17 protein-coding genes are annotated in these 23,298 nt (G+C 72.5%); 6 read left to right on the top strand and 11 right to left on the bottom strand.

Translation table 11 applies throughout. The annotated features are described in order from the left end of the window. Window positions 1-26: 26 nt before the first annotated feature. Together Sdagh_RS25335 and Sdagh_RS25330 are read right to left on the bottom strand one after the other, a co-directional pair. Window positions 27-1,415 (bottom strand): FAD-binding oxidoreductase, encoded by a 1,389-nt coding sequence (locus Sdagh_RS25335; protein WP_190078650.1) that lies wholly within the window; start codon window positions 1,413-1,415, stop codon window positions 27-29. A gap of 76 nt (window positions 1,416-1,491) precedes the next feature. Then, on the bottom strand, window positions 1,492-1,953 hold the full coding sequence (locus tag Sdagh_RS25330; protein WP_190078649.1) for a hypothetical protein: 462 nt from the start codon (window positions 1,951-1,953) through the stop codon (window positions 1,492-1,494). A gap of 516 nt (window positions 1,954-2,469) precedes the next feature. On the opposite strand from Sdagh_RS25330, the gene Sdagh_RS25325 reads away from it, so the two are divergent. The 3 genes from Sdagh_RS25325 to Sdagh_RS25315 are packed head-to-tail and all read left to right on the top strand — an operon-like array spanning window position 2,470 to window position 6,032. Next, complete coding sequence (locus Sdagh_RS25325; protein WP_190078648.1) at window positions 2,470-3,630, top strand: acyl-CoA dehydrogenase family protein; 1,161 nt, start codon at window positions 2,470-2,472, stop codon at window positions 3,628-3,630. Between the two features lie 10 nt (window positions 3,631-3,640). After that, complete coding sequence (locus tag Sdagh_RS25320) at window positions 3,641-5,212, top strand: amino acid adenylation domain-containing protein (protein ID WP_190078647.1); 1,572 nt, start codon at window positions 3,641-3,643, stop codon at window positions 5,210-5,212. Window positions 5,213-5,234: 22 nt separating this feature from the next. After that, window positions 5,235-6,032 carry an alpha/beta hydrolase gene (locus Sdagh_RS25315; protein WP_086169504.1) on the top strand — a complete coding sequence of 266 codons (798 nt, stop codon included), beginning with the start codon at window positions 5,235-5,237 and terminating at the stop codon, window positions 6,030-6,032. A gap of 75 nt (window positions 6,033-6,107) precedes the next feature. On the opposite strand, the gene asnB is transcribed toward Sdagh_RS25315, so the two are convergent. From asnB to Sdagh_RS25280, 7 genes are all read right to left on the bottom strand, one after another. Continuing rightward, entirely contained in the window at window positions 6,108-7,934 is a 1,827-nt protein-coding gene (gene asnB, locus Sdagh_RS25310) for an asparagine synthase (glutamine-hydrolyzing) (protein ID WP_086169503.1), read from the bottom strand. A 135-nt stretch (window positions 7,935-8,069) separates the two neighbouring features. After that, window positions 8,070-8,957, bottom strand: coding sequence for a transcriptional regulator (locus Sdagh_RS25305; protein ID WP_226535729.1), 888 nt, complete (start codon window positions 8,955-8,957; stop codon window positions 8,070-8,072). A 348-nt stretch (window positions 8,958-9,305) separates the two neighbouring features. After that, window positions 9,306-13,109, bottom strand: coding sequence for an SDR family NAD(P)-dependent oxidoreductase (locus Sdagh_RS25300; RefSeq protein WP_190078645.1), 3,804 nt, complete (start codon window positions 13,107-13,109; stop codon window positions 9,306-9,308). A gap of 118 nt (window positions 13,110-13,227) precedes the next feature. Beyond that, window positions 13,228-14,574 carry a condensation domain-containing protein gene (locus tag Sdagh_RS25295; protein WP_190078644.1) on the bottom strand — a complete coding sequence of 449 codons (1,347 nt, stop codon included), beginning with the start codon at window positions 14,572-14,574 and terminating at the stop codon, window positions 13,228-13,230. A gap of 13 nt (window positions 14,575-14,587) precedes the next feature. Further along, window positions 14,588-15,457 (bottom strand): hypothetical protein, encoded by an 870-nt coding sequence (locus Sdagh_RS25290; protein ID WP_190078643.1) that lies wholly within the window; start codon window positions 15,455-15,457, stop codon window positions 14,588-14,590. Next, window positions 15,451-16,269: a glycosyltransferase family 2 protein gene (locus tag Sdagh_RS25285; RefSeq protein ID WP_190078642.1), complete on the bottom strand. Its 819-nt coding sequence runs from the start codon at window positions 16,267-16,269 to the stop codon at window positions 15,451-15,453. Before Sdagh_RS25285 ends, Sdagh_RS25290 begins: the two co-directional genes overlap by 7 nt. After that, window positions 16,266-17,579, bottom strand: coding sequence for a DegT/DnrJ/EryC1/StrS family aminotransferase (locus Sdagh_RS25280; protein ID WP_190078641.1), 1,314 nt, complete (start codon window positions 17,577-17,579; stop codon window positions 16,266-16,268). Before Sdagh_RS25280 ends, Sdagh_RS25285 begins: the two co-directional genes overlap by 4 nt. Before the next feature lie 351 nt (window positions 17,580-17,930). Between Sdagh_RS25280 and Sdagh_RS25275 the strand changes: the two genes are divergently transcribed. The 3 genes from Sdagh_RS25275 to Sdagh_RS25265 all read left to right on the top strand — a co-directional run bounded on the left by Sdagh_RS25275 (window position 17,931) and on the right by Sdagh_RS25265 (window position 21,467). Beyond that, on the top strand, window positions 17,931-19,397 hold the full coding sequence (locus tag Sdagh_RS25275) for an FAD-dependent oxidoreductase (RefSeq protein WP_190078640.1): 1,467 nt from the start codon (window positions 17,931-17,933) through the stop codon (window positions 19,395-19,397). An 11-nt stretch (window positions 19,398-19,408) separates the two neighbouring features. Then, the gene (locus Sdagh_RS25270) at window positions 19,409-20,419 is read left to right on the top strand and encodes a hypothetical protein (protein WP_190078639.1); all 1,011 of its coding nucleotides are present in this window, start codon (window positions 19,409-19,411) and stop codon (window positions 20,417-20,419) included. A gap of 85 nt (window positions 20,420-20,504) precedes the next feature. Next, window positions 20,505-21,467, top strand: coding sequence for an IS481 family transposase (locus Sdagh_RS25265; protein WP_226535727.1), 963 nt, complete (start codon window positions 20,505-20,507; stop codon window positions 21,465-21,467). On the opposite strand, the gene Sdagh_RS25260 is transcribed toward Sdagh_RS25265, so the two are convergent. After that, the gene (locus Sdagh_RS25260; protein ID WP_190078608.1) at window positions 21,464-22,498 is read right to left on the bottom strand and encodes a LacI family DNA-binding transcriptional regulator; all 1,035 of its coding nucleotides are present in this window, start codon (window positions 22,496-22,498) and stop codon (window positions 21,464-21,466) included. The genes Sdagh_RS25265 and Sdagh_RS25260 overlap by 4 nt on opposite strands. Further along, on the bottom strand, window positions 22,495-23,283 hold the full coding sequence (locus Sdagh_RS25255) for a Gfo/Idh/MocA family protein (protein ID WP_226535725.1): 789 nt from the start codon (window positions 23,281-23,283) through the stop codon (window positions 22,495-22,497). Before Sdagh_RS25255 ends, Sdagh_RS25260 begins: the two co-directional genes overlap by 4 nt. Window positions 23,284-23,298 lie beyond the last annotated feature (15 nt).

Genomic DNA, 23,298 nt, shown 5'->3' with positions numbered 1-23,298 from the left:
CGTGCGCGGTGTGGATGCGTGCGCGCTCACAGGACCTTGCCCGGATTCATGATCCCGAGCGGGTCCAGGGCGTTCTTGATCGTCCGGTGGACGTCCGTCGCGTCGTCACCTAGTTCGTCGCGCAGCCAACGCCTCTTCAGCGTCCCGATGCCGTGTTCTCCGGTGAGCGTGCCGCCCAGCCGCAGGGCAATGCGGAACATGTCGTCCGCGGCGGCCCAGACGCGTGCGGGTATCTCCGGTTCGCCGCGGTCGAACAGCAGGGTGGGGTGCAGATTGGCGTCGCCCGCGTGGGCCACCGTCCCGATGAGGACGTCGTGCCGGGCGGCGATGCGGCGGATCTCCGTCAGCATGTCGCCCAGCCGGGAGCGCGGTACGACGAAGTCCTCGACCATGGTCCTGCCCATCCGCTCCAGCGCCCCCAGGGCGTGTCTGCGGACGCTGAGCAGCCGCTCGGACTCCTCCTCGTCGGTCGTGACCGTCACCGCCGCGTCCAGCGTCCCGCACAACTGTCCCATCCGCGCCGCCGCGCCGCCCGCGTCCGCACCGTCGAACTCGGCGAGCAGCAGGGCCTCCCCGTCGCCGGGCAGATCGAGCGGCTGATATGCGCGCACCGCCCGCAGCGTGACCTCGTCGATCAGTTCGAGGAAGCTCGGCAGCAGACCGGCGCGGGCCAGCTGCAGGGGTGCCCGAGCCGCCGCGGCGGCGTCCGGGAAGCAGGCGGCCACCGTCGCCCGCGGCCCGGCGGCCTTCGACCGCAGCCGGAGCGTCGCGCCGGTGATGACTCCGAGCGTGCCCTCCGATCCCACGAAGAGGCCCGTGAGGTCGTAGCCGCTCACTCCCTTGGTCGTCCGGTGGCCCGTCGTGACGACCCTTCCGTCGGCCAGGACGACTTCGAGGCCGAGCACGGACTCGCGGGTCACGCCGTACTTGAAGCAGCGGAACCCGCCCGCGTTCGTGGCCAGGTTCCCGCCCAGTGTCGAGCGCGACGCGCTGCCGGGGTCGACGGGGTACATGAGCCCCCGCTCGTCCGCGGCCCGCGCGAGGTCCGCGGTGATCACGCCCGGTTCGACGACGGCCAGCCGGTCGTCGACGGACAACTCCCGCACCGCCGTCATGCGTTCCAGCGAGAGCACCAGGGCCCCGTCCCCGGCCAGTGCCCCGCCGGCCAGGCCGGTGCCCGCGCCCCGGGGTACGACAGGAACGCGGTGCCGGGCCGCCCAGCGCATCGTTTCGACGACGTCCGCGGTGCTGCGCGCGTACACCGAGCACAGGGGCCACCCGGACGGCGTCAGGTACGCCTCGTCGGTGCGCTGTGCCGCCAGCACGTCGTGTTCCGTGCTGACCTCGCCGTCGACGAGACGGTCCGCCAGTTCCGCCACCGGTGCCTTGTCGCCCACGCACGTCCCCTCGTTCATCTCGTCCCCCGGCTCCTCGCCCCGCCCGGCTCCGCCGTGGCCCGCGGATACCGGGCGGCGGTGACGGAACGGAGCCTCACGGTGTGAGCGACGCTTCGATCGCCATCCGGATCAACGGCATGGACCGCGCCAGCTGTTCGGTGTCGATGGACTTCGCCAGGTCCTCGTGCCCCTTCTCGGTGAGCAGCGCGGGCAGGTCCAGCAGACGCCGCTCCGTCCAGTCGAGCGGGTCCGCGGACAGTTCCGTGTCGAAGGCGCGCGGGCCGACGTCGCCGTGCTGGAAGTCGGGGTGGTGGTGGAACCGCTGCTCCGGCACCTCGGAGTCGATCCGGTGCGACAGGTCGATGCGCCAGATGCCGCCGTCGCCGACGGGAAGGACGCGGTGTCCCTCGGCTCCGTCGCGGTGGTGGCTCCCCTCGTAGGGTTCGGCCCGGCGCACATCGATCCGGGCGCCGGCGTCCACCTCCTCGTACCGCTCCACCCAGTACTGCACGGTGATGGCCACCTGGCCGTTGATGAAGGCGTAGATCGTGCTCATGCCGTCCTTTCCCTGGTGAGAGTCCGGCCGTTCGCCGGGGCGTCGCGGACCCGTGGGGCCGGCGCCCGGCGCGGTCGGCAGGATGTTCCTTCTCTTGCGGAGGAACGGGGAACACAGCGGATCCTCGGCTGTGCGCGGGGACCGAGGAGAACGGGGAGGCGCCGAGGCACCGCCATGGCGCAAGACGCTCCGGTGAGGCCTCCTCCGGGATCGCCTCATGACCACCTAACGATGTCTCACGGACGTCCATGAGGCAACGCTCCCCCGAGCGGCACGGGCGCCACGGACGCTGTTCCCCCGGTGGCCGGTGTTCGACTGGCCCCGGGACAGCAGTTGAACAGCCGGCCCGGTCGCCGGCGCTCGCTTTGCCCCTGCGGGTCCGGCTGCCTACGCTGCGGTGCGCCTCGCCGTCACGACCCCGGCGGCACGCCACCGGCCCTCGCACGGCCCGCGCGCCCGCATCTCCACCGGGTGGCCCACCGTACTCATCGCCCGCGTCGGGGCGAATGGAGAATCATGACGTCCAAGTGCAATGACAGCCATGCCGAACTCTTCGAGGACCTGCGGAAACTGGGTGCCGAACTGCGGGAGGGCATCACCACACGCGACCGGTCGGGGACCTTCGACCACGAGGGCTGGAAGCGCTACGCGGAGCTGGGCGTGCACGGCCTGCTGGTGCCCTCCGCGTACGGGGGCCGCGGGTACGACCCGCCGCGGTACGCGCACGTCATGGAGGAGTTGGGCTTCGACTGCCCGGACAACGGGCTCCTCATGGCGATGGGAGCGCACATCCTCGCGGTGGAGCTGCCGATAGCGGAGTTCGGTGACGAGGAGCAGCGCGCGGCGTATCTGCCGGCCCTGGCGTCGGGACGGACGATCGGCGCGCACGCGATGACGGAACCGGGTACCGGTTCGGACGCGCTGGCGCTGACCGCCACCGCCCGGCGCGACGGCGACCACTACGTCCTCGACGGGCACAAGCGGTACATCACCAACGCACCGGTCGCCGACCTCTTCCTCGTCTACGCCACGATCGACCGGGGCCTCGGCTTCACCGGCGTCACCGCGTTCCTCGTCGAACGGGACGACACCGGGATCACGGTGACCCCGGGCAGCGAGAAGCTGGGGCTGCGGACCGCCTCCTGGGGGGACGTCGTCCTGGACGGCTGCCGCGTCCCGGCCACCCGTCGGCTCGGCGCCGAGAAGCAGGGTGCGGCGGTCTTCGCCCGGACGATGGCGTTCGAGCGGGCCCTCATCCTCGCTCCCTGGCTCGGCGTCATGCGGCGCGAACTGGAGGAGTGCGTCCGGTACTGCCGCCGACGGCGACAGTTCGGCAAGCACATCGGCCACTACCAGTCCGTGTCGAACCGGCTGGTCGACATGCGGATGCGGTGGGAACTCGCACGGCTGATCACCCGGTCCGCCGCGGCGGAACTCACCGGGGCCGACCCCGGGGTCCAGCCCGAGCTGAGCAAGCTGTACACGAGCGAGGCCGCGGTCGAGATGTTCACCAGCGCCCTTCAGATCTACGGTGCGCTGGGCTACACCCACGACAAGAGCGCCGAGCGGAACCTCAGGGACGCCCTCGGCATGACCCTGTCCTCGGGCGCCTCGGACATGCAACGCGCCGTCGTCGCCGCGCGCATGGGACTCACCTGGCCGGACCGAGAGAACTGACAGGAGCCACATGCGCACGCTCACCGACTATCTGGACGAGGCCGCGGCCGGGCGGCCGGACGCCCCGGCGGTCGAGTTCCAGGGCGAGACCCTGACCTACGCCGAACTGCACGCGCGCAGCACCGCGCTGGCCGCGACCCTGCTCCAGCGGGGCATCGGCGCCGGCGACCGCGTCGGGCTCTGGCTTCGCAAGTCGCCCGAGTCGATCGTGGGCCTGTACGGCATCCTCCGGACGGGTGCGGCCTACGTCCCGATCGATCCCGGTACGCCGCTTGACCGGGCCGCGAAGATCATCGACGACTGCCGCCTGGCCGGTGTCATCGCCCAGGACGAGCACGTCTCCTGGCTGCTGGAGCGGGCGCCCGCCGACTCGCCGGACCGCCCGGTCGTCGCCGTCGGTGGCACCCGGGGCGCCCCGGCCGACCCGCGAGTCGTCGCCTGGTCCGACGCCGTGGCCGGGAGTCCGGCGGTGACATCGGCCGGACCCGGCGCCGGCCCGTCGGCCCCCGCCTACATCCTCTACACCTCGGGTTCCAAGGGCGACCCCAAGGGCGTGGTGCTCTCCCACGCGAACGCCATGGCGTTCGTCGAATGGGCGGTGGCCGAGTTCCGCATCACCGCGCACGACCGCGTGTCCAGCCATGCGCCGCTGCACTTCGACCTGTCCGTGCTGGACGTGTTCGCGACCTGTCTGGCCGGGGCGTGCGTCGTGCTGCTCCCCGAGAGCCAGCTCGGGCTGGGCGGGGTGCTGAGCCGGGTCGTCGTCGAGCGGAAGGTGACGGTCTGGTACTCGGTGCCCAACGCGCTGAACCGCATGCTGACGGCCCGCAGCGGCGCGCTGCTCGGCGCGTCCGCGCTGCGCGTCGTCCTGTTCGCGGGGGAGGTGTTCCCCGTGGGAGCGCTGCGCCGGCTGCGCGAACTCCTCCCGCACGTCGACCTCTACAACCTGTACGGCCCCACGGAGACGAACGTGTGCACCTTCCACCGGGTGCGGGACAGTGATGTGGCGCCGGGACGGACGGAACCCGTTCCCATCGGGCGGCCCTGTGCCTACGCGACGACGTTCGTCGTCGACGAGTCCGGTGAGCCGCTGCGCGATGAGCCGGGTGTCACCGGGGAACTCTGCGTCGCCGGCCCGTCCGTGATGCTCGGCTACTGGCGGGACGCCCCTCTCACGGCCGGCAAGCGCCTGACGGTCGTCCAGGAGGACGGTACGTCCTTGGAGGCGTACCGGACCGGGGACACGGTCCGGGTCGAGGCGGGGGGCGAGTACGCCTTCCTGGGCCGCAACGACGACATGGTCAAGATCCGTGGACACCGCGTGGAGTTGGGCGAGGTCGAGTCGGCCCTCTCCGAGGCCGTGCGCGAGGTGGTGTGCGTCACGGTGGGCGACACCTCCGGTGAGCGGCACATCGAGGCGTACGTGGTGCCGTTCTCCGCGGGGTGCGAGGTGTCGGAGCTGCGGCGGCACTGCCTGGAGGTCCTTCCCCGCTACATGGTTCCCGAGCACTTCCACCTGGTGGCCGCGCTGCCCCGGACGCGGTCGGGGAAGCTCGACCGGCGCGCCGTGCTCGGCCTATGACGACGAGAACGGGACACGCGCGATGCGAGTGGTGACCGATACCTGGTGGAGCGAGGCCCTCGGGAGGCAGAAGTCCGTCAGCGTCGTGCTGCCCCCCCGGTACGCGGCGACCGGCAGGCCCTTCCAGGTCCTCTACCTGCTGCACAGTTACGGCGGCAACCGGAACACCTGGCTCACCTGCCCCAGTCTGGCCGACTGCGCCGCCGCCCACCGGATGATCCTGGTCCTGCCGGAGTCGGGACGGTACTGGCTCATCAACGACGCGGGCGGGCGGCGGTACGAGGACTACTTCGTCCATGAGGTGGTCGGCCAGGTCGAGAAGCGGTACAACACCGTGGCGTCCCGTGCGGGGCGCGCCGTGGCCGGCTTCTCGATGGGGGGAGCCACCGCCCTGTTCCAGACGTTGCGCCACCCGCACCTGTTCGCGGTGGCGGGCAGCCACGGCGGCGCCTTCGAGGCGCCGCTGCGCGAGGGCGACCCCTACGCGCCGCACCGTGCGGACCGGCGGCTGATGATGCCGACGGTGAAGGACCACGAAAGGGTCTGGGGTCCGGTGGGCAGCGCGGTCCGACGGGCCTACGACCCGTACCGGCTCCTCGCCGGCCTGGACGCCGCGGCGTCGCCGCGTTTCTGTCTCGACGTCGGCGAGGACGACTACGCGCGCATGATCGCGATGAACCGGAACATGCGCGACGCCCTGACCGCCCACGGCATCTCCCACGAGTACCGGGAACGTCCCGGCGGTCATGACTGGGCCTTCGTCGACGCGGGCCTGCCCCGGCTCTTCGGCTTCGTGAGGGAGAACCTGGGCACCGTCTGAACCAGCGCCTGAACAGGCGGGACGGCCCCCGGCGATCACTGGAACCCGAGGATCGCCGGGGGCCGTCCCGTCTGCTCAGGCGGTGACGCGGACGCCGTACAGCTCCAGCCAGCGGTTGAGCTGGAGCAGGTACGACAGGCCGATGGCCGGTGTCACCGCGGTGATCGGGCCCGGCAGGCGGTCCAGTTCCTTCGTGACCGCCGTACGGACCTTCGCCCGGTCCAGGAGGTCGAACACCGGCGCGTTCGGTTCCGCCACCAGGTCCAGGACCAGGGTCCGCAGCCGCTCCACGTAGCCGGTGTCCCGGCTGGCCGGGTAGGCGCTCTTCGGCCGCTCCACGACTTCGCGGGGCAGCAGATCGGCACAGGCCCGGCGGAGGAGGGCCTTCTCGGTCCCCCCGTAGGCCTTCAGTTCCAGCGGGACGTTGAACAGGTACTCCGCCAGCCGGTGGTCGGCGAAGGGCACCCGCACCTCCAGGCCGACCGCCATGCTCATCCGGTCCTTGCGGTCGAGCAGGGCGTCCAGCCAGCGGTGCAGTCCGAGGTGGAAGACCTCCCGCTCACGGCGGCGGGCGCCGTCCTCGCCCGGCAGCGACGGCACCTCCGCCAGCGCCTGGTGGTAGCGCTCCGCCTCGTAGCGCGCGGGCTCGATCTCGGCGCGCACGTCGTCCCGGAGCAGCAGGGCCGGCTGACGCTTCTCGTACATCCACGGGAAGGACGTGTGTCCGACGTAGCCGCCGTCGATCTGCCAGGTGTACCCGCCGAACATCTCGTCGGCGGCCTCTCCGGACAGCGCGACGGTGCACTGTTCCCGGACCCGGTGGAACAGGTGGTACATGGAGGTGTCCAGGTCTCCCCAGCCCGGCAGGTCCCGGGCGCGCAGTCCGCTGTCGATGCCGTCGACGAGGTCGTCGGCGCCGACGTCGGCCACGAAGCGCTTGATCCCGAGGTGCTCGGCGACCAGTCTGGCGAAGGGTTCGTCGCTGCTGGGCCGCCAGGTGTCGCTCCCCGGGCGCGCGGAGGTCCCGACGTTCACCGAATAGCTTGCCAGTTCCGCGTCGAGTTCCCGGACCGCCAGGGCGGTGATGGCGCTGGAGTCGATCCCGCCGGAGAGCAGCGTTCCCACGGGGACGTCGGCGACGACCTGCCGCTGTACCGTGTCGTGCAGCAGCGAGCGCACCTCGGCCGCGGTGGTGGCGAAGTCGTCCGTGTGCGGCCGCGCTTCGAGCTGCCAGTACCGCTGCTCCCGGTGACCGGACGGACCGGCGACGACCACGCATCCCGGGCGCACCTCGCGCATCGTGCGGTAGACGCCGTGGCCCGGCGTCCTGGCCCGGGGCAGCACGAGCAGTTCGGCGATGCCCTCGCGGTCCACCTCGGCGGGCATGCCGGGATGGGCGAGCAGCGCCTTCGGCTCGGAGCCGAAGACGATGCCGTCTCCCACGGGGGCGTAGTAGAGGGGCTTGATGCCGAGGCGGTCCCGGACGAGGAGGAGTTCCCTGGTGCGCTCGTCCCAGAGGGCGAACGCGTACATGCCGTTCAGTCGGTGGACGAAATCCGCGCCCCAGTGCAGATAGGCGGCGAGGAGCACCTCGGTGTCCGAGCGCGTCGAGAAGTGCGCCCCGTGCGCGAGCAGTTCCGCCCTCAGCTCACGGAAGTTGTAGATCTCCCCGCTGAAGGTGACCACCACCCGCCCGCCGCGGCCGGTGCGCACCATGGGCTGCCGTCCGCCCTCGATGTCGATGACGGCGAGCCGTCGGTGCCCCAGGGCGGCATGCTCCGACAGCCAGACGCCCTGCGCGTCCGGGCCGCGCGGGGCCATGGTCTCCGTCATGGCCGCGATGACGTCCTCGCGGTGCGTGAGTATCTGGTTCCAGTCGATCCATCCAGCGATCCCGCACATGGCCTATTCCATTTCACAGAGAGTGATCGGGAGGAAATATATTTCCCGAGAAGAAGGGAATTCCGGTGAGGTCAGGAATTCAGGATCCGAAGAACCGCCGGGAACCATGGTGGATGTCCGGGCCCGCCCGCGCGGTCAGCCGGCACTCGCGCGCGGCAGCCCCGCCCCCGTCTGTTGGGCGACTTTCAGCTCCTCGCCGAATGTCTGCAGCGCCTGGGCATATCCGCAACTGAGTTCGGCCATGATCGTCCGGCAGTGCGGGGGGAGGCTCCGCAAAACCTCCTCCTGTTCGCGCAATGCGACGCGTACGGAGTCGAACATCCGCAGCAGTGTACGACCGGTATCGCTGAACCGGAGAGAGGGATCCCTTCTGAGCCGATCGAAGATCGAACTGAGATCAGGGTCCGCCGCCCGGTCCTTCTCGAGGGAGCGGCTTTCGGCCGAGGCCCCGGCGAGGATGTGCTCGCGCACTTTCTCGGGCAGGGCGCCCTGAGGAACGGGAAGGTCACCGCGATCCAGACGATTGCGCACATCGGCGACGGTCGCGGGCGAGATGCCGGCGGCCCTCGCGATCTGCCGCAGCGACGCCGCGGGATTCTCGCGGATCAGCTCCGCGGCACGCTGCCGCCCCTGCGCACTGTCCACCGGCCGGGACCGGCCGTCCCTGCCGATCCTGCGGGTGGGCTGCGGGGCCCCGGGCATGAGCTGGCCGCGCATCGTGGCCACCCGCCGGGGCGATAGCCCGGTCAGCGAGGCGACCATGCGGTCGCTCCACTCCGGGTGCGTGGTGAAGACCCGCCGGGCGGCCGCCACACGGTCCTCCTGGGACAGCGGCAGACCGTGCTTGGTGTTCGCGAACACCGCGAGCAGGAACACGTCCGCCTCACTTCCGTGGAAGAAGCGGACATCGATGTCGGCCTTTCCACGGACAACCGCCGCGCGCACCCGGTGCACGCCGTCGATCACCTTGCGCGAAGGCTGGTGAACCCAGATCGGGGGGAGATCCTCCCCCGTTTCGGCCATCAGTTGAATGTGCTCGGAATCCTCACCCTGCAACCGAGGCGAGTCCGTGATGACCAGGGAGTCGATCGGTACCGAGCACACTGCGGAGTTCCTAAGAAGTTCTTGCTGCTTGGAGAGAGAACTTACCGGACCACTACTGGCACCCAATCCCCGATAATGCGGCTCTGTCACGTAGACCCCCTGTCGTCCACTTCTGGACACATATTGCCGAAGCAACTCCTCGATCACGTGCCCCACCAGTTTCCGCGCTGCGTCACGTGTCAGCAAGATCCGAGCAACCGGATCGTTTCACTCACGCCAAGTTGGCCGGTTCGCGCTCCCTGGACCCGGTGAGCATGCAAGCGTTTACTATCGACTGGTCGGTTTGTCCTCCGCGGCGTCACGGCCATGGCCGGTTCCCGCCCCGCCGCACACCGGCCCGCACAGCAGTTCGACCTCCCGCGCCAGTTCCTCGACCGTCGGGTGCTCGTACAGATGCTGCACCGTGAGCTGGACGTCGAAGGCCACGTTCAGCCTGTCCACCAGGCGCATCGCGGCCAGCGAGTTCCCGCCCCGGTCGAAGAAGTGGTCCGTCCGGTCCAGCGTGGCCAGCCGCAGGGTCGCCCGCCACAGCTCGGCGACCGCCCGCTCGGTCTCGCCGGACGGTTCCCGGCCCGCCTCGCCCCCGGTGTCCGCCGTCGGCTCCACCCGTACGGCCACGCCGGGACCCACGGCGGAGACGACCGCCTGGCGGACCCGGTCGTCCGGCGCCCGACCGCCGTAGGCCACGGTCACCTGCAACGGGCCGAGGAAGGCGGGGGCGAGCTCCCGCGCGATGTGCTCGTTGCGGTCGTCCAGCCCGATGAGGACGTGCTCGGCCGGGTCGGCCAGCGCGCTGTGGAAGAGCCGCACCCCGAGCCGCGGGTCGATCTCCCGGTAGCCGCGCCGCCGCAGGGCCTCCAGCCCGGCGTCCCCGCCCTCCTCCGTCGTCCACCTGCTCCAGGACTGGCACTGGACGGGCCTGCCCAGGCGCCGCCAGTACGCGGCGAACGCCGGCAGGTAGCCGCTCGCCGAGGAGTACGCGCCGAAGGCCGTGCCACCGAAGTGGCCGTTGACGGAGGAGAACAGCACCAGGAGCGCGTCGGGCCGGTCCCGCAGTACTTCGGCGATGACCGAGGTACCGGTGACCTTGGCGTCGGACATCCGCCGGAACTCCGCCGGGTCCTCCGCGGTGAGCAGATGGGAGCCCAGGTCCTGCCAGTAGTGCCCGAAGCCGGCGCCCGCCAGGTGCACCAGGCCGTCGAGCCGCTGCCCGAACCGCTGCTCGGCCCCGGCGACCGCGGCCCGCATCGCCTCCAGGTCGGTCACGTCCGCCCGGGAGTAGACCACGTCGCCGAGCGCGGCCAGTTCGGCCAGAGCCCCGGCCCGGTCGCCCGTCGGTGCGGAACGGCCGGTCAGGACCAGTCGTACGCCGTGTTCGGCGATCAGGGACCGGGCCAGCCGTACCCCGATCCCGCCGAGCCCTCCGGTCAGCAGGTACAGGCCACCGGGGCGGATGCGGTGCGCGGCGTCCGGTGGTGCGTCGGGCAGCGGTGCGAGCCGGGGCACCAGCCGGCGCCCGTCGCGCCGGGCCACCACGGTGTCCGTGCCCCGGTCTCCGAGTTCGGCCAGCACGGACGCGGCCGGATCGGGGTCGTCCGGACCCAGGTCGAGCTGGCGGACCCACGGCTGCCCGGCCTCGGCGTTGGCCGTGCGCACCAGGCCGGTGACGGTGGCGCGGGCCGGTTCCACCGGGTCGTCCGGCGTGGCGAGGGCAGCGGCGGTGACCACGCACAGCACGGGGCGCTCGGCGCCGAGCGCCTTGATCAGGCTGTGCAGGGACCCGGCGGCCGGATCGGGGCCGCCGGGGTCCGCCAGGGGAACGGCACCGGTCCCCCAGGCGTGCACGACGGCGCCGACCGTGCCGTGCTCCCGGCGGACCGCGGCCAGCAGAGCGGCCCAGTGCGCCGGGTCGAGAGGGTCGATGCGGTACCTCCCCGAGCCGTCCGGGGCGAAGGCGGCACCGGAGGCGACCGGAACGACCGGCCCCCCGTCCGGGCGGGCCGCGCGCAGCCGCGCGGCGAGGCCGTCCGCGCCGCACACCAGCCAGACGCCACCGGGGTGGGTACCTCCCGGGGCGGAGGCCGCCGGTGCCCAGGTGATGCCGTGGAGCCACGGCGCCGGCTCGTCGTCGCCGTGGTCCTCCCGGGTGGCGGGCAGCTCGGCGAGCGCGTCGTCGAAGGCACCGGCCTCGTAGTCCGCGAGCAGCCGCTTCCGCTCGATCTTCCCCGCCGACGACTTGGGGAACGCCGCCCGCGGCACCGGGACGACGGTACGGGGCAGCAGGCCGACCTCTTTCGCCAGCCGGGCGCGGACGCGGGCGACGGCCTCACCGCGCTCCCGGGCGGTCCCGCCGGTCAGCACACAGAGCACGACCAGTTCGTCCGTCCCGGTGTCCGGGTCGTACTCGCTGCAGGCGGCCACGAACGTCGGTAGCACACCGTCGACCCGCTCGACGACGGACTCGATCTCGTGGCAGGAGTAGTTGGCACTGCGTACGACGACGACTTCCTTCTCCCGCCCGGTGATGACCAGTCGTCCCCGGTGGACGAAGGCGAGGTCGCCGGTGACGAACCAGCCGTCCGCGGTGAACGACTCCCGGTTGGCCTCGGGATTGTTGTGGTAGCCCGCCATCCGGGTCACGCCCCGCACCTGCAGGTGACCGATCCGGTCCTCGGGGGCCACCCGGCCCTCGTCGTCGACGATCCGCAGCGACGTGCCCGGGGCGGGCACGCCCACTTCGGCGTAGGTGGGGTGGCCGGGCGCGGGTCCGTCGAGCGGTACGAGGGTGCCGCCCAGGGTCCGGGCGTCGATGGTCAGGACTCCGGTCGGCTCGCGGTCGGCCCGCAGGGTGGAGTGCACCATGCCACCGCACACCTCCGACATCCCCCACGCCGGCCGCATCACGTCACCGGCGAGGCCGTGCGGCGCGAGCATCCTCAGGAACTCCTGGGTGGTGTGGCCGACGACGGCCTCACCACCGTTGGTGATGTCGCGCAGGCTGGACAGGTCCCAGGACCGCCGGGAGATCTCGGCCGCCAGGCCGGTCATCAGCGTGATGACGAAGTTGGGGGCCGAGCTGTTGGTGACCCGGTACCGCTCGATCCAGTCCAGCCAGCGCAGCGGATCGGCGATGAAGCTGTCGGTGCGCGCGTTGACGTGGTCCCACTCCATGACGACGTCGCGTACGTTGTGCATCACCATGCCGGCGACGTGGTCCAGGGGCATGAAGTTGAGGGTCACCTCCTCGGGGCCGAAGCCGTTGGCGGCGACGTTGACGTACGCGCGGGTGATGACGGTGCGGTGCGTGTGGCGGACGCACTTCGGTACCCCGGTGCTCCCTGAGGTGAGCAGGTGGACGGCCGGGTCGTCCGGCCGCACGCGGCTCGGCTCGCCCGGTTCCGCGGCCCGCAGGTCCTCCACCGCGAGGACCCGCAGAGCCGTCGTGTCCCACAGGGCGCGCAGCCCCGCCACCTGGCCGGCCAGGGCGGCGTCGGTGAGCACGGGCGCCTGGTCGAGCAGTTCCCAGGCGCCGCGCAGCCGGCGGGTCACGGCGGTGTCCCAGCGGTAGGTCGGCGCCACCCCGATCGGGGTGGGCACGAAGCCGCCCAGCACACAGGCCCAGAACCCGGTGACGAAGTTGCGGTTGTCGTCGCAATGGAGCAGCACCGAGTCGCCCACGGCCAGTCCGTTCGCGCGCAGCCCGGTCAGCACCCGGGAGGCGTCGGCCAGCAGCCGTCGGTAGCTCTGCCGCTCCTCGCTGCCGTCGCCGAGGACGAACGTGGTTCCGCGCTCACCGCCCGCCGCCCGGGTCAGCGCATCGACGAGGGTGGCGGGCGCGGTGGACGGGGTCTGCCAGGGGCCGCCGTCCAACTGCGCCGGCGGGCGGCCGGCGGCCTCGTCGGGCGCGGTCCGGCGCGGCGTGCCCGCACGGGCGGGGACCGGCCTCGGGCGGGGGCCGGGGCGTCTGCCGACGGTCACCGTCAGGGCGGTGACGCCCGGTACCGCACGCGCGGCAGCCTCCGACTGTGCGGCGATGTCCGCGAAGGACCGCGGTTCTGGCCCGGTGGGCATGACGTTCTCCTGTCCCAGTCGCACTTCTCACTTCGCTGCTGCGCGGCCCGCGGCTCCCCCGGGGCCGCTCCACCGTGTCCGGTCTGCTCCCGCGGCGGGCGGCGCGCGCTCCACGCGGTCAGGACGCGGGCGGCCGGAGTTCTTCCGCCAGGGCGGAGAACGCGGGCGCGTCCGCGAGGAGGCGGGCGGGATCGCCGGCCAGGAACTCCACGACCGACTCCAGGTCCGGCCCGACCCGCTTCGCCATCTCCTCGGAGACCGGCGGGTCGACGTAGCGCAGGGTGGCGTCCACCCGGTCGGGACGCAGGAAGAGGTTCAGCAGGAACGTCGTGCCGCCGTTCTCGCAGTAGGCGTCTTCGAGGAAGTCGGGGGCCTGCACCACCTCGTGGCCGTCCATGGCCTCCGGTGCCGGCGCCTCGTACATGCCGTTCAGCTCGACCTCCCACGGGCCGGGCGAGCCGGAGCGCCAGCCCGTGCTCAGACCCGCCCGGAGGCAGACCTCCTCGACGGGCAGCCGGGCGAAGTGGGTCATGCGGCGGCGCAGTTCGTCACGCCGTTCGATGAGATAGGACCGGACGTCCGGGCACCGGCCGCTGTCCACCACGTCCACCACTTGGCTGCGCAGCAGTCCCACCACGTCGAAGCCGTGCCGGCGGTGACGGCCGCTGTGCGTGACGGCCACCCGGACCGGTGCGCCGTCCGCCCGGCGGAAGTAGAGGCCGACGGCCGCCGTGACGATCTCGTACGGGGTGCAGACGTACTCCTTGGAGAGTGTCCGCAGCCGTTCGTTGGTGGTGTCGGACAGGCTCAGCTCCCGCTCCCGGGTCCACGCCCGGCCGCTGGGCCGCTTCAGGTCGAGCATCCACTGCGGCAGCGCGGGCGATGAGGACTCCAAGGTCCGCAGCCAGTCGTCGTAGATCTCCAGCCCGTCCTCCAGCATGTCCGCGTAGTAGTCCGCGAACTGCGGCACCCGGTCGGGACGGGGCGGGCCACCGGGCCGGTTGTACTCGGCCCGCATCAGGTCGGTGACCGTCTCCGCGGACATCCCGTCGACACAGGCGTGGTCCAGGACGCAGGCGACGAGGCTGCGCGGGCCGGGCGCGCGTCCCAGCACCACGTGCATCGACAGTTCCCGGGGAACGGTCCACCGGTTGTCCAGGCCGCGGATGATGCCGGCGACCGAGTCGGTCGAACCGTCCCAGTCCACCGTCGTCATGACCGCCTCGGTGATCTCGTCGGGTTCCCGGATCACCTGGGTCGGCTCGCCGTCGACTAGGTCGAGGGACGTGCGCAGCGCCTCGTGCGTGGCGATCGCGTGCCGCACCGCCCGCTCCAGCCGGGCCGGGTCGACCGGCCCCTCGACGACGAAGCAGTTGAACAGCCTCTTGGCCGGCACGGAGGTGTGCGGGGCCACGATGAAGTCGTGGTAGACGGCCTGTCCCGCCGATGCCTTGAGCAGCTTCATATCCCATCCCATCTCAGAGTGACCACGGCAGCGCCCAGAAGCCCGCCCTGGCCAGGACCCGGGCGGGGCCGGGCGGCAGCAGCGCGCGTTGCCGCAGGGCCGTCGCCAGCTCGTGCCCGAAGGCGTGGTGGCCCAGGGTCTTGCACAGCACGAGAAGCTTGACCGCCTGCTCCAGCCGGGTCGACTCGGTGCCGCACACCAGGTCGTCCTTCATCCACAGCCCGCGGTACTCCAGGGGCTGGTGCCGTACCGTGTCTCCCCATCCCGCGGCCGGGCGCGTCGCGGTGCTCAGGTCGAGCAGGGAGTAGCCGAGACCGCGCAGCAGCGGGGCGACCACCGCCAGCGGGTACTGCCCCACGTAGTCGTCGACCAGGCCGCCCGCCACGTCGATGCAGACCGCGTCCCGCACCGCGTCCAGGTCGGAACTGAGCAACGCGTACTCCAGTCCCTGGGTGGTGAGCTGCAGGACGTCGAACGAGTCGTGCCGCTCCCGGAGCTGACGGAGTGTCGCCGCGGGCACGGGACGCCGTTCGCACACCTCGAATCCGGCGGCGTCGCCGTACCGCGCCACCACGGCACGGTGGGGCTCCAGCAGGGACGAGCGGTCGGGGTCCCTGGTCACCTTGAGTTCCTCGGAGCCCCCGTGCACGGAGACCGCGACGGGGTCGACCACGGTGTCACCCCGATCCGCGGCGGCGTCGGCCAGCGGGTCGCAGACGGTGCTGCGGACGAGACCGTCCAGCGCGTCCCACGAGGCGGGGAGCCCGCGCGCGCCCGCGTCCAGAACCCGGATCGGGGTGAGTTTCGAGGACAGCCAGGCGAGCGTGTCGGACACCTGCGTGCCGGACACCGGGCTCGCCGCCGGCGGCGGATCGGTCACCATTCCCCCTCCACCGCGTCGTCGCGGAAGGCATTGGAGTAACCGCCCAGCGTGTACAGCAGGGTCGGCATGTGGGTGCTCACCATGGGCACGTCCGCCGCCACGAGGGCGCGCAGGAGTTTGTTGTCCTCGCCCACCACGTTGCGCCAGTCGTCGACGTCATAGGCCTCCGGGAAGGGCACGGTCTGCAGCAGCGCCCGCTCGAAGAGCCATTCGCTGGTGTCGGCGTTCCGCACCCGGCCGGGTCCGGCGCCCAACTCGACCTGGTCGCGCAGGACGTTGGACCAGGGCACGTACACGCAGGGCTCGCGCAGCTCCAGATACCGGGACCGGGCGGCCTCGGCGTCGCGGACCCACGGGTGCCGCGCCTCCAGGTAGGGCGTGCCGTCCTGGTGGATCAGCCGGCACTGGGAGTGCACGGCCGGGCTGCCGGTGCGCCGCATGCAGTGGAGCAGGCTGGACAGGTGGTGCGGTTCCAGCAGGTTGTCGTCGTCGAGGAAGCTGACCAGCGGGGTCCCGGCCAGCTCCACCGCGGCGTTGCGCAGCCGGGACAGCACCGGGGGGCCCGAGACGTCCCCGGGCGACCGGGGCTGGAAGTGCCACGCCGTCACCCGGTCCGGGCCCCTGTCGTTCCGTGCCGTGTGCTCGGCCAGCGGCCGGTAGGCCGGCTCGTCGTCGTCCACGACCACGAGATGGGTCACCGGCCCCGGTAAGTCCTGTGCGCGCACGGTGTCCAGACAGCGGCGCAGCAGGTCGGGCCGGCCCCGGGTCACGGTGATCACGGTGATCGGCACGGCACCCGTGGGGGCACTCATGAGCGGCTGAACACCACCTTCGCCACCGCGTCGGCGATGTCCGTCATGTCCCGCTCGTCGCCGAGCAGCGTGGAGTGGTGGGTGAGGACCGAGTGGCCGGCCAGGTATTCGGCGTTCGGGAACTCGCGGCCGCGGTTCTCCGCGACGAAGTGCTCGGCCAGCGGACCCAGCGTCGGCTTGGTCCACGGCCGGAGCAGTCTGCTGCGGCTGAGCGGTTCCCGTGGCGGGTAGAAGCGGACCCCGAGTTCGGCGGTGAGCGCCTCGGCCACCTCGCTGTTGGACATCCCCGTGGGCAGTGGATCGAACACGATCGGCAGTTCGTAGACGGAGATGCGGGTCTGCTCGGCGCGGTGGCGCAGCAGCCGGACGCCGGGGACGCCCTCGAGGAGTCCGGCGAGGACCGCGTAGTTGCGGTTGCGGATCTCGTGCTGCGCGTCCAGGGCCTCCAGTTGGGCGCAGAGCAGGGCCGCGCCGAACTCGCTGAGGCAGAGGTTGGCGCCCATCATGGTGGCGCTTTCCTCCAGTTCCAGTCCCTGAGGGGCGTCCTCCGAGGTGGTGTACCGGCGGGAGTCGGCACGCAGCTCCTGCATCACCGAGACGAGCCGGTCGTCGTCCGTGACCACCGCGCCGCCCTCGCCCGCCGCGAGCACCTTCGACTGCTGCATGCTGAAACAGCCGATCAGCGCCAGTGAGCCGGCGGGCCGCCCCAGCCATTCGGCGCCGTGCGCCTGTGCCGCGTCCTCCACGACCCGCGCGCCGTGCGCCGCCGCCACCTCGGAGATCGCGGGGATGTCCGCCATCGCGCAGGACCAGTGCACCGGGAGGACCGCTCGCGGCTGGACGCCGAAGTCCAGGTGCTCCGGTGCCAGGCATCCGGTCAGCGGGTCGACATCCGTCAGTACGGGCACGAGCCCGGCCCGCAGTACCGCACTGGCGGTGGCGACCCAGGTGAGGGCGGGGACCAGGACGCGGTCCCCGTGGTCGAGCCCCAGCGCCTCTAGGGCCACCACCAGGGCACTCGACCCGTGGTCCACCGGGACGCAGTGCCGGGTCCCGACATAGTCGGCGAACATACGGGCGAACCTGCGCTCGAACAGCTCGCGGCCGGCCGGGCTGGTGATCGCCCAGCGTTCGCCGCGCAGCACCGCGTCCAGGAACGGCCCGGCGTTGCGCGCCGGTACCGGCCAGGTCGGCCAGCGACGGCCGGCCGGGCGGACCGGAGTACCCCCGTCGACCGCCAGTCGGTCCGCTGACGACCGCTGGGAAACACGGTGACCATCCATGTCGATCTGCCGAATCGAACGTCCCATTGTGTGCCCTCCGACGTCGGGAATTCTCACGAGAGACCGAAGACCGTCACAGGCCCGGCTGGCCCGGTGTGCCGCCAGGATGCCCGAGGAGAACCGCCGTTCAACTGGCGAGCGGACACAGTTGAACGGAACGCGAGGGGCGGAGTACGGGCGGAGCCGGAGATTCTTGACCGGGCCGACGCCCTCGGACAGTATTCCGGTGCCGTGCGGCGCGGCCGGGTTCGGCACCACGAAAGCACAGACGGCGCCGGGGCGGCCCGTATCCGCCGATATCGCGGCCGGACGGACCCGGCTCCTCGGCATTCCGAAACCGCCGCTCAGCCACCAAGCCACCGATAACGGGAGCCGTACGTGCGGATATCCGAAGGACTGCACAGTAAAGAGGACCTGCCGAATAGGTGCGGTGTCCTGGTCGTCGGGGGCGGCATGAGCGGACTGAGCACCGCCCTGGAACTCGGGGAGCGGGGCGCGAGGGACGTGGTCGTGGTCGACCCCGGGCCGTTCACGGGTTTCGAGCACCGCTCCCGGACCCCGCACACGGCGCCCCTGCCCGGGCCGCCCCCCTGGTGGCGTTCGGCCTCCCCGCACTACGCGGAACTCCCCGGCGTGACCGGTCCCCTCGGCGGCCGCTCCCGCTGCTGGCACGGCGTGCTCCTTCCGGTCGGCCGGCGACTGCTCGCGGAGCACTGGCCGCACGACACGGCGGACCGTCTGCTCGGTGACGGGCCCGGCTCGTACCGGGCGGTGACGGGGGAACTGCTGGACTGGCGGCACGCCTTCGGCGAGACGCGTCCGGACCGGACACCCGACGATCCGCGCGCGGAACTGAAGGCCGTCTGGCCGGACCTCTCGCTGCGGCCGGTGCCGCAGGCGGGCTGGTCCGTCGACGGTCCGGAAGGCCGCCTGGTCTGGGCGTACTCACCGCTCATGGCCTGGGCCCGCCGCGGGCTCGCCCGGCACACCGGCCTCGCGCTGCCGACCGTGGTCCCGGGCCTTCGGGCGATCCGTGTGCTGGTCCAGGAGGGACGCGCGCGCGGCGTGCTGTTCGCGGACTCCGCGGGCGGGTCGCGGGAGGTCCGCGCCGATGTGGTGGTGCTCGCGGCGGGCACCCTGGAGAACACCCGCCTGCACGCCCAGGCGCTCGCCGCGGCCGGGGACGTCGTCACCCGGTGGCCCGGCCTGAACGACCATGTCACCCACGGTTACGCGATCCCGCTGCCGCGCGCGCTCGCCGACCGGTGGGCCCGCTCCGACCACCGCTTCCTCTGGTCCGACCACGAGGACGAGCTGAACGCGAACCTCTTCATGGAGGTGCACGCGGCCGGCCTGGCCGAGCCGGTGCTGGACCTGTGGTGGATGGCGCAGCAGGAGGGACCGTTCCGCGACGAGATCCGCTTCGACCCTCCGGACGGTGCCGTGCCGGGCGGGACCGCGGCCTGGGCCGGGCAGGTGACCGCCTCCTTCTCCCCGGCGGACGAGGAGCAGATCCGCCGCCGGGACGAGATCACCGGCAAGCTGCTGGAGGCACTGGACGTCGGGGTCGCCGAGGAGCGGGGCTTCGACGACTTCGACCCGGCCGCGCGCGCCGCCCTCGCCACCGGCACGGCCCACCACTACGTCAGCTGGCTGGGCACCGCCGACCACGAGGCGGGTACGGTGCCGCTGGGACAGCGGCTGGACTTCGGTGGCCGGTCGCGCTCGGTCGGCGGCCTGTTCGTCACCGGCCCGGCCGTCTTCCCGGCGGCCGGCGCCGCGAATCCGTCGCTGACCATCCTGGCCCTCGCCGCCCACACGGCGGACGCCGTCAACGGCGGCTGAGGGGAGCGGTCATGGCCCGGGTACTGGTGCTCGGTTACTCCGGCGGGCTGGACGGGAGCGCGTGTCTGGTGGCCGACGGGCGGGTGCTCTCCTGGTCGGGGTCACGGCGCGGCGCGCCGGGGAGTGCCGCTGTCGCGGCCTGCCTCGATGCCGCCGGTGTCGGCTGGCGGGAGGTCGGGATGGTCGTCGACTGCGCTGTCGAGCCCTACCCCTTGCGTCCGTGGGACCCGCTGTCGGCCGTGCCCCGGGGCGTTCCCCGGGTGACGGTCAGCCGGCACGACGCGCTGGCCCGGGCCGCCGCCGCGTCCTTCCCCTTCCGGGACGCGGCGGTGGCCGTCGTCTCCTGTCCCGGCACGGCCCGGTACGCACGCGAGGCCGGTGTCTGGTACGAGTCCGACAGCCTCTACGACCTGGCCGACGGACACCTCTCGCTGCGGCTGCGCCATTCCGCTCCCGCCGCCCGGCCGGCGCTCTCCACCGTCCTCGACTTCCGGCGCCATGTGTGCCGCTATGTCTTCGGGCCGGCCGCGGACGGCCTCGCTCCGGCCGGCGGCCTCGCCGTGCTGGCCTCGTCGGGGCGCCCCGGCCGGTGGGACGACGCGGTGGCCCTGCGGCGCGAGGGGGGCCGCATCGGCGTCGAGGCTTCGGCGCTCGGGCACCTGGACCCCGCACGGGCGCGGTCCGCCCTCCCCGCGCCCACCGCGGCCGACCTCGCCTTCCACGCGGATGTGGCCCGCTGGGCGCAGACGCAGATCGAGACCGCCGTGCTCGGCCAGCTCGCCGACTGGGCCGGTGAACTCCCCAGCGCCCGGTTGCTCTGCACCGGTGGCCTGGCCGGCGACGCCGCGCTGGACCGCCGGATCGGCGCCGAGGCCCCGTTCGCCCACGTGCGCCTTCACGCGCCGGCCGACGAGCGCTCCGCCGCGCTCGGCTGCGGTGCCCACGGCCTGGCGCTGCTCACCGGCCGGGCCGTCCTGCCGTCCGTGGCAGGCCCTAGGTGTGCTGTCCCGGGACGTTGGTGACACGCGTGCTGGGTGCTTGAACAGGTGAGGGCCTTCTGGGTTCGGTGTGGATTGCGACATCTGCACCCGACCGCAGGAGGCCCTCGTGTCCCACCGTAACGCCCCGCTGACCCCGACCGGGCGGCTTCGCCCGGCCCGGTGCGTCGTGGACGAAGGCTGGCCGCTGCGGCGGGCCGCGGAACGCTTCCAGGTCAGCCACACCACCGCCGCCCGGTGGGCGGGCCGCTACCGGCAACTGGGCCCGGCCGGGATGCGGGACCGCTCCAGCCGCCCCCACCACAGCCCGCGCCAGACGCCCGCCCCGGTCGAACAGCAGGTGGTGCGGCTGCGACGCGAACACCGGATCGGTCCGGTGCGGCTGGCCGCCCGTTGCGGCATCGCCGCCTCCACCGCGCACCGCATCCTCCTGCGGCACGGCCTGCCCGCACTGGCCGCCTGTGACCGGGCCACCGGCGAGCCCGTGCGCCGCTACGAGCGTGCCAGGCCCGGAGAACTGGTCCACATCGACGTCAAGAAACTCGGCCGCATCCCCGACGGCGGCGGCCACAAAGTCCTCGGCCGGGCAGCCGGCCGGGCCAATCAGGACCGCCGCAACGGCACCGGATACGCCTACCTGCACACCGCCCTGGACGACCACACCCGCCTCGCCTATACCGAACACCTCCCCGACGAGAAGGCCGCCACCTGCGCCGGCTTCCTCACCCGGGCCGCCGCCTGGTTCGCCGCACGCGGCATCACGATCGAACGGGTCCTCACCGACAACGCCTGGGCCTACACCAGGAACACCTGGCGCGACACCTGCCGCGACCTGGGCATCAGCCCCCGCTGGACCCGGCCCTGGCGGCCGCAGACCAACGGCAAGGTCGAACGCTTTCACCGCACCCTGCTCGAGGAGTGGGCCTACCAGCGGCCCTACACCTCAGACCGCGAACGCCAGGCAGCGTTTCCCGACTGGCTGGACTGGTACAACTACCACCGACCCCACACCGGCATCGGCGGCCACCCACCAGCCAGCCGCGTCACCAACCTGTCCGAACAGCACACCTAGGCGGACTGCCGCAGCACCAGCCGGGTGGGGATGACGAGGGAGGACCGGGACCGGTCCGCGCCGTCCGCGGGCCGTTCGAACAGAAGCCGGGCCATCAGGCGGCCCATGCCCTCGATGTCCTGGTGCACGGTGGACAACGGCGGGTCCATCGCCTCGGCGAGCGGCCTGAGATCGTCGAAGCCGACGAGGGCCACGTCGTCCGGCACCTTGCGGCCGCGCTCGCGCAGGACCCGCAGGGCGCCCTGGGCCATCAGGTCGGAGGCGACGAAGACGGCGTCCAGGTCGGGCGAGCGCTCCAGCAGCACGGCCATGGCGGCCGCGCCTCCCCGCAGCGTGAAGTCGCCTTCGGCGACGACCTGGCGGGCGCGGCCCGGCAGGACGTCCCGGTACCCGTCGAGACGGTCCACCGCGGCCGCCTGGTCGAGCGGCCCGGTGATGGTCGCGATGCGGGTGCGGCCCAGGGACACCAGATGGCGGACGGCCTCAGCGGCGCCGCCGCGGTTGTCGGCGTCGACGTACGCGTACCCGCCGTCGCCCTCCCCGGCGCGGTGGAGGGGACGGCCGCCGAGGACGGTCGGCAGCCCCATCCGGGCGACCGTCTGCGGCAGCGGGTCGTCCGCGCGCAGCGAGAAGAGCAGCGCGCCGTCGACATGGCTGCCTCCCAGGAAGTTGCCGACGCGCGCGTAGTCGTCCGGCTCCTCGATCAGCAACAGCACCGACTGGGCGCCGTGCCGGGCGAGTTCCTGGCGGATGCCGCGCAGGTGGAGGTCGAAGAACGGGTCGATGAAGAGCCGGTTCTGCGGTTCGGTCACGACGACCGCGACCGCGTCGTTGCGACGGGTGACCAGCTTGCGGGCGGCCTGGTTGGGGACGTAGCCCAGCTCGGCCACCGCTTGGCGGACCCGCCGGGACACGGCGGGACTCACCCGTGGCGAGCCGTTGATCACCCGCGACACGGTGGAGCGCGACACCCCGGATCTCCGGGCCACGTCCTCCAGCGTGGGGCGCTGGTCCTCGGGCCGGTGGGTCACACGCGTCCTCCCCCTCGCAGCAGTTCCTCGAGCACCCGCTGCGCGCGGTAGCCGGTGTCGAAGTCTGCCACAGACGCCGGGGGCCGGGACCCGGTCACCGCGCCCGCCCAGGCGTGGAGCTGGTCGACGAAGGAGTCCGCCCAGCCGGGCACCTCACCGGCCGGGTCCGCCAGCCGGCCGGGGCCGAGCACTTTGACCGGCTCCCAGTCCACCCCGGTCCGCGCGTGCAGTACGGGACCGTCCTGGGAGTGGTGGACGAGGTCACCGCGGCTGCCGGACAGGGCCAGGGTGAATCCGGTGTGCTCCGGCCGGGTCGCCTTCGAGGCGGTGAGTGTGAAGGAGGGGCCGTCCTCCAGGAGGCCGCTGACGAAGGCGTGGTCGTCGACCTTCACCTCCACTCCCCCCTTCCTCGGGACCTTGGTCTGCAGCCCCACCCGGCAGCGGGTGAGGTCGATCGGGCTGTCGAAGAGGAAGTGCAGCAGGTCGATCAGGTGCACGCCCAGGTCGCCGAGCGCGCCGCTGGAGCACCGCTCCGCCTCGCCGTCCCGCCAGGTGACGTGCTTGCGGGTGAGCGCGCTGGGGCGGGTGAAGGCGATGTCGACGTGCAGGACGCGTCCGAGGGTGCCGTCGGTGATGCGCCGGCGTGCCTCCTGTACGACCCCGAGGTACCGGTAGTTGAAGCCCATGGCGCACACCGCGGCGGACGCCGCCGCCCGGGTGCGCATGTCGGCGGCCTCGGCCAGGGACACCGCCATGGGCTTCTCGCAGAGCAGGTGTGGCTCCACGCGGACACGCGCGGG

It is taken from the genome of Streptomyces daghestanicus (assembly GCF_020521275.1).
Classification (GTDB): domain Bacteria; phylum Actinomycetota; class Actinomycetes; order Streptomycetales; family Streptomycetaceae; genus Streptomyces; species Streptomyces griseoviridis.
This window is presented reverse-complemented; position numbering and strand designations above follow the sequence as displayed.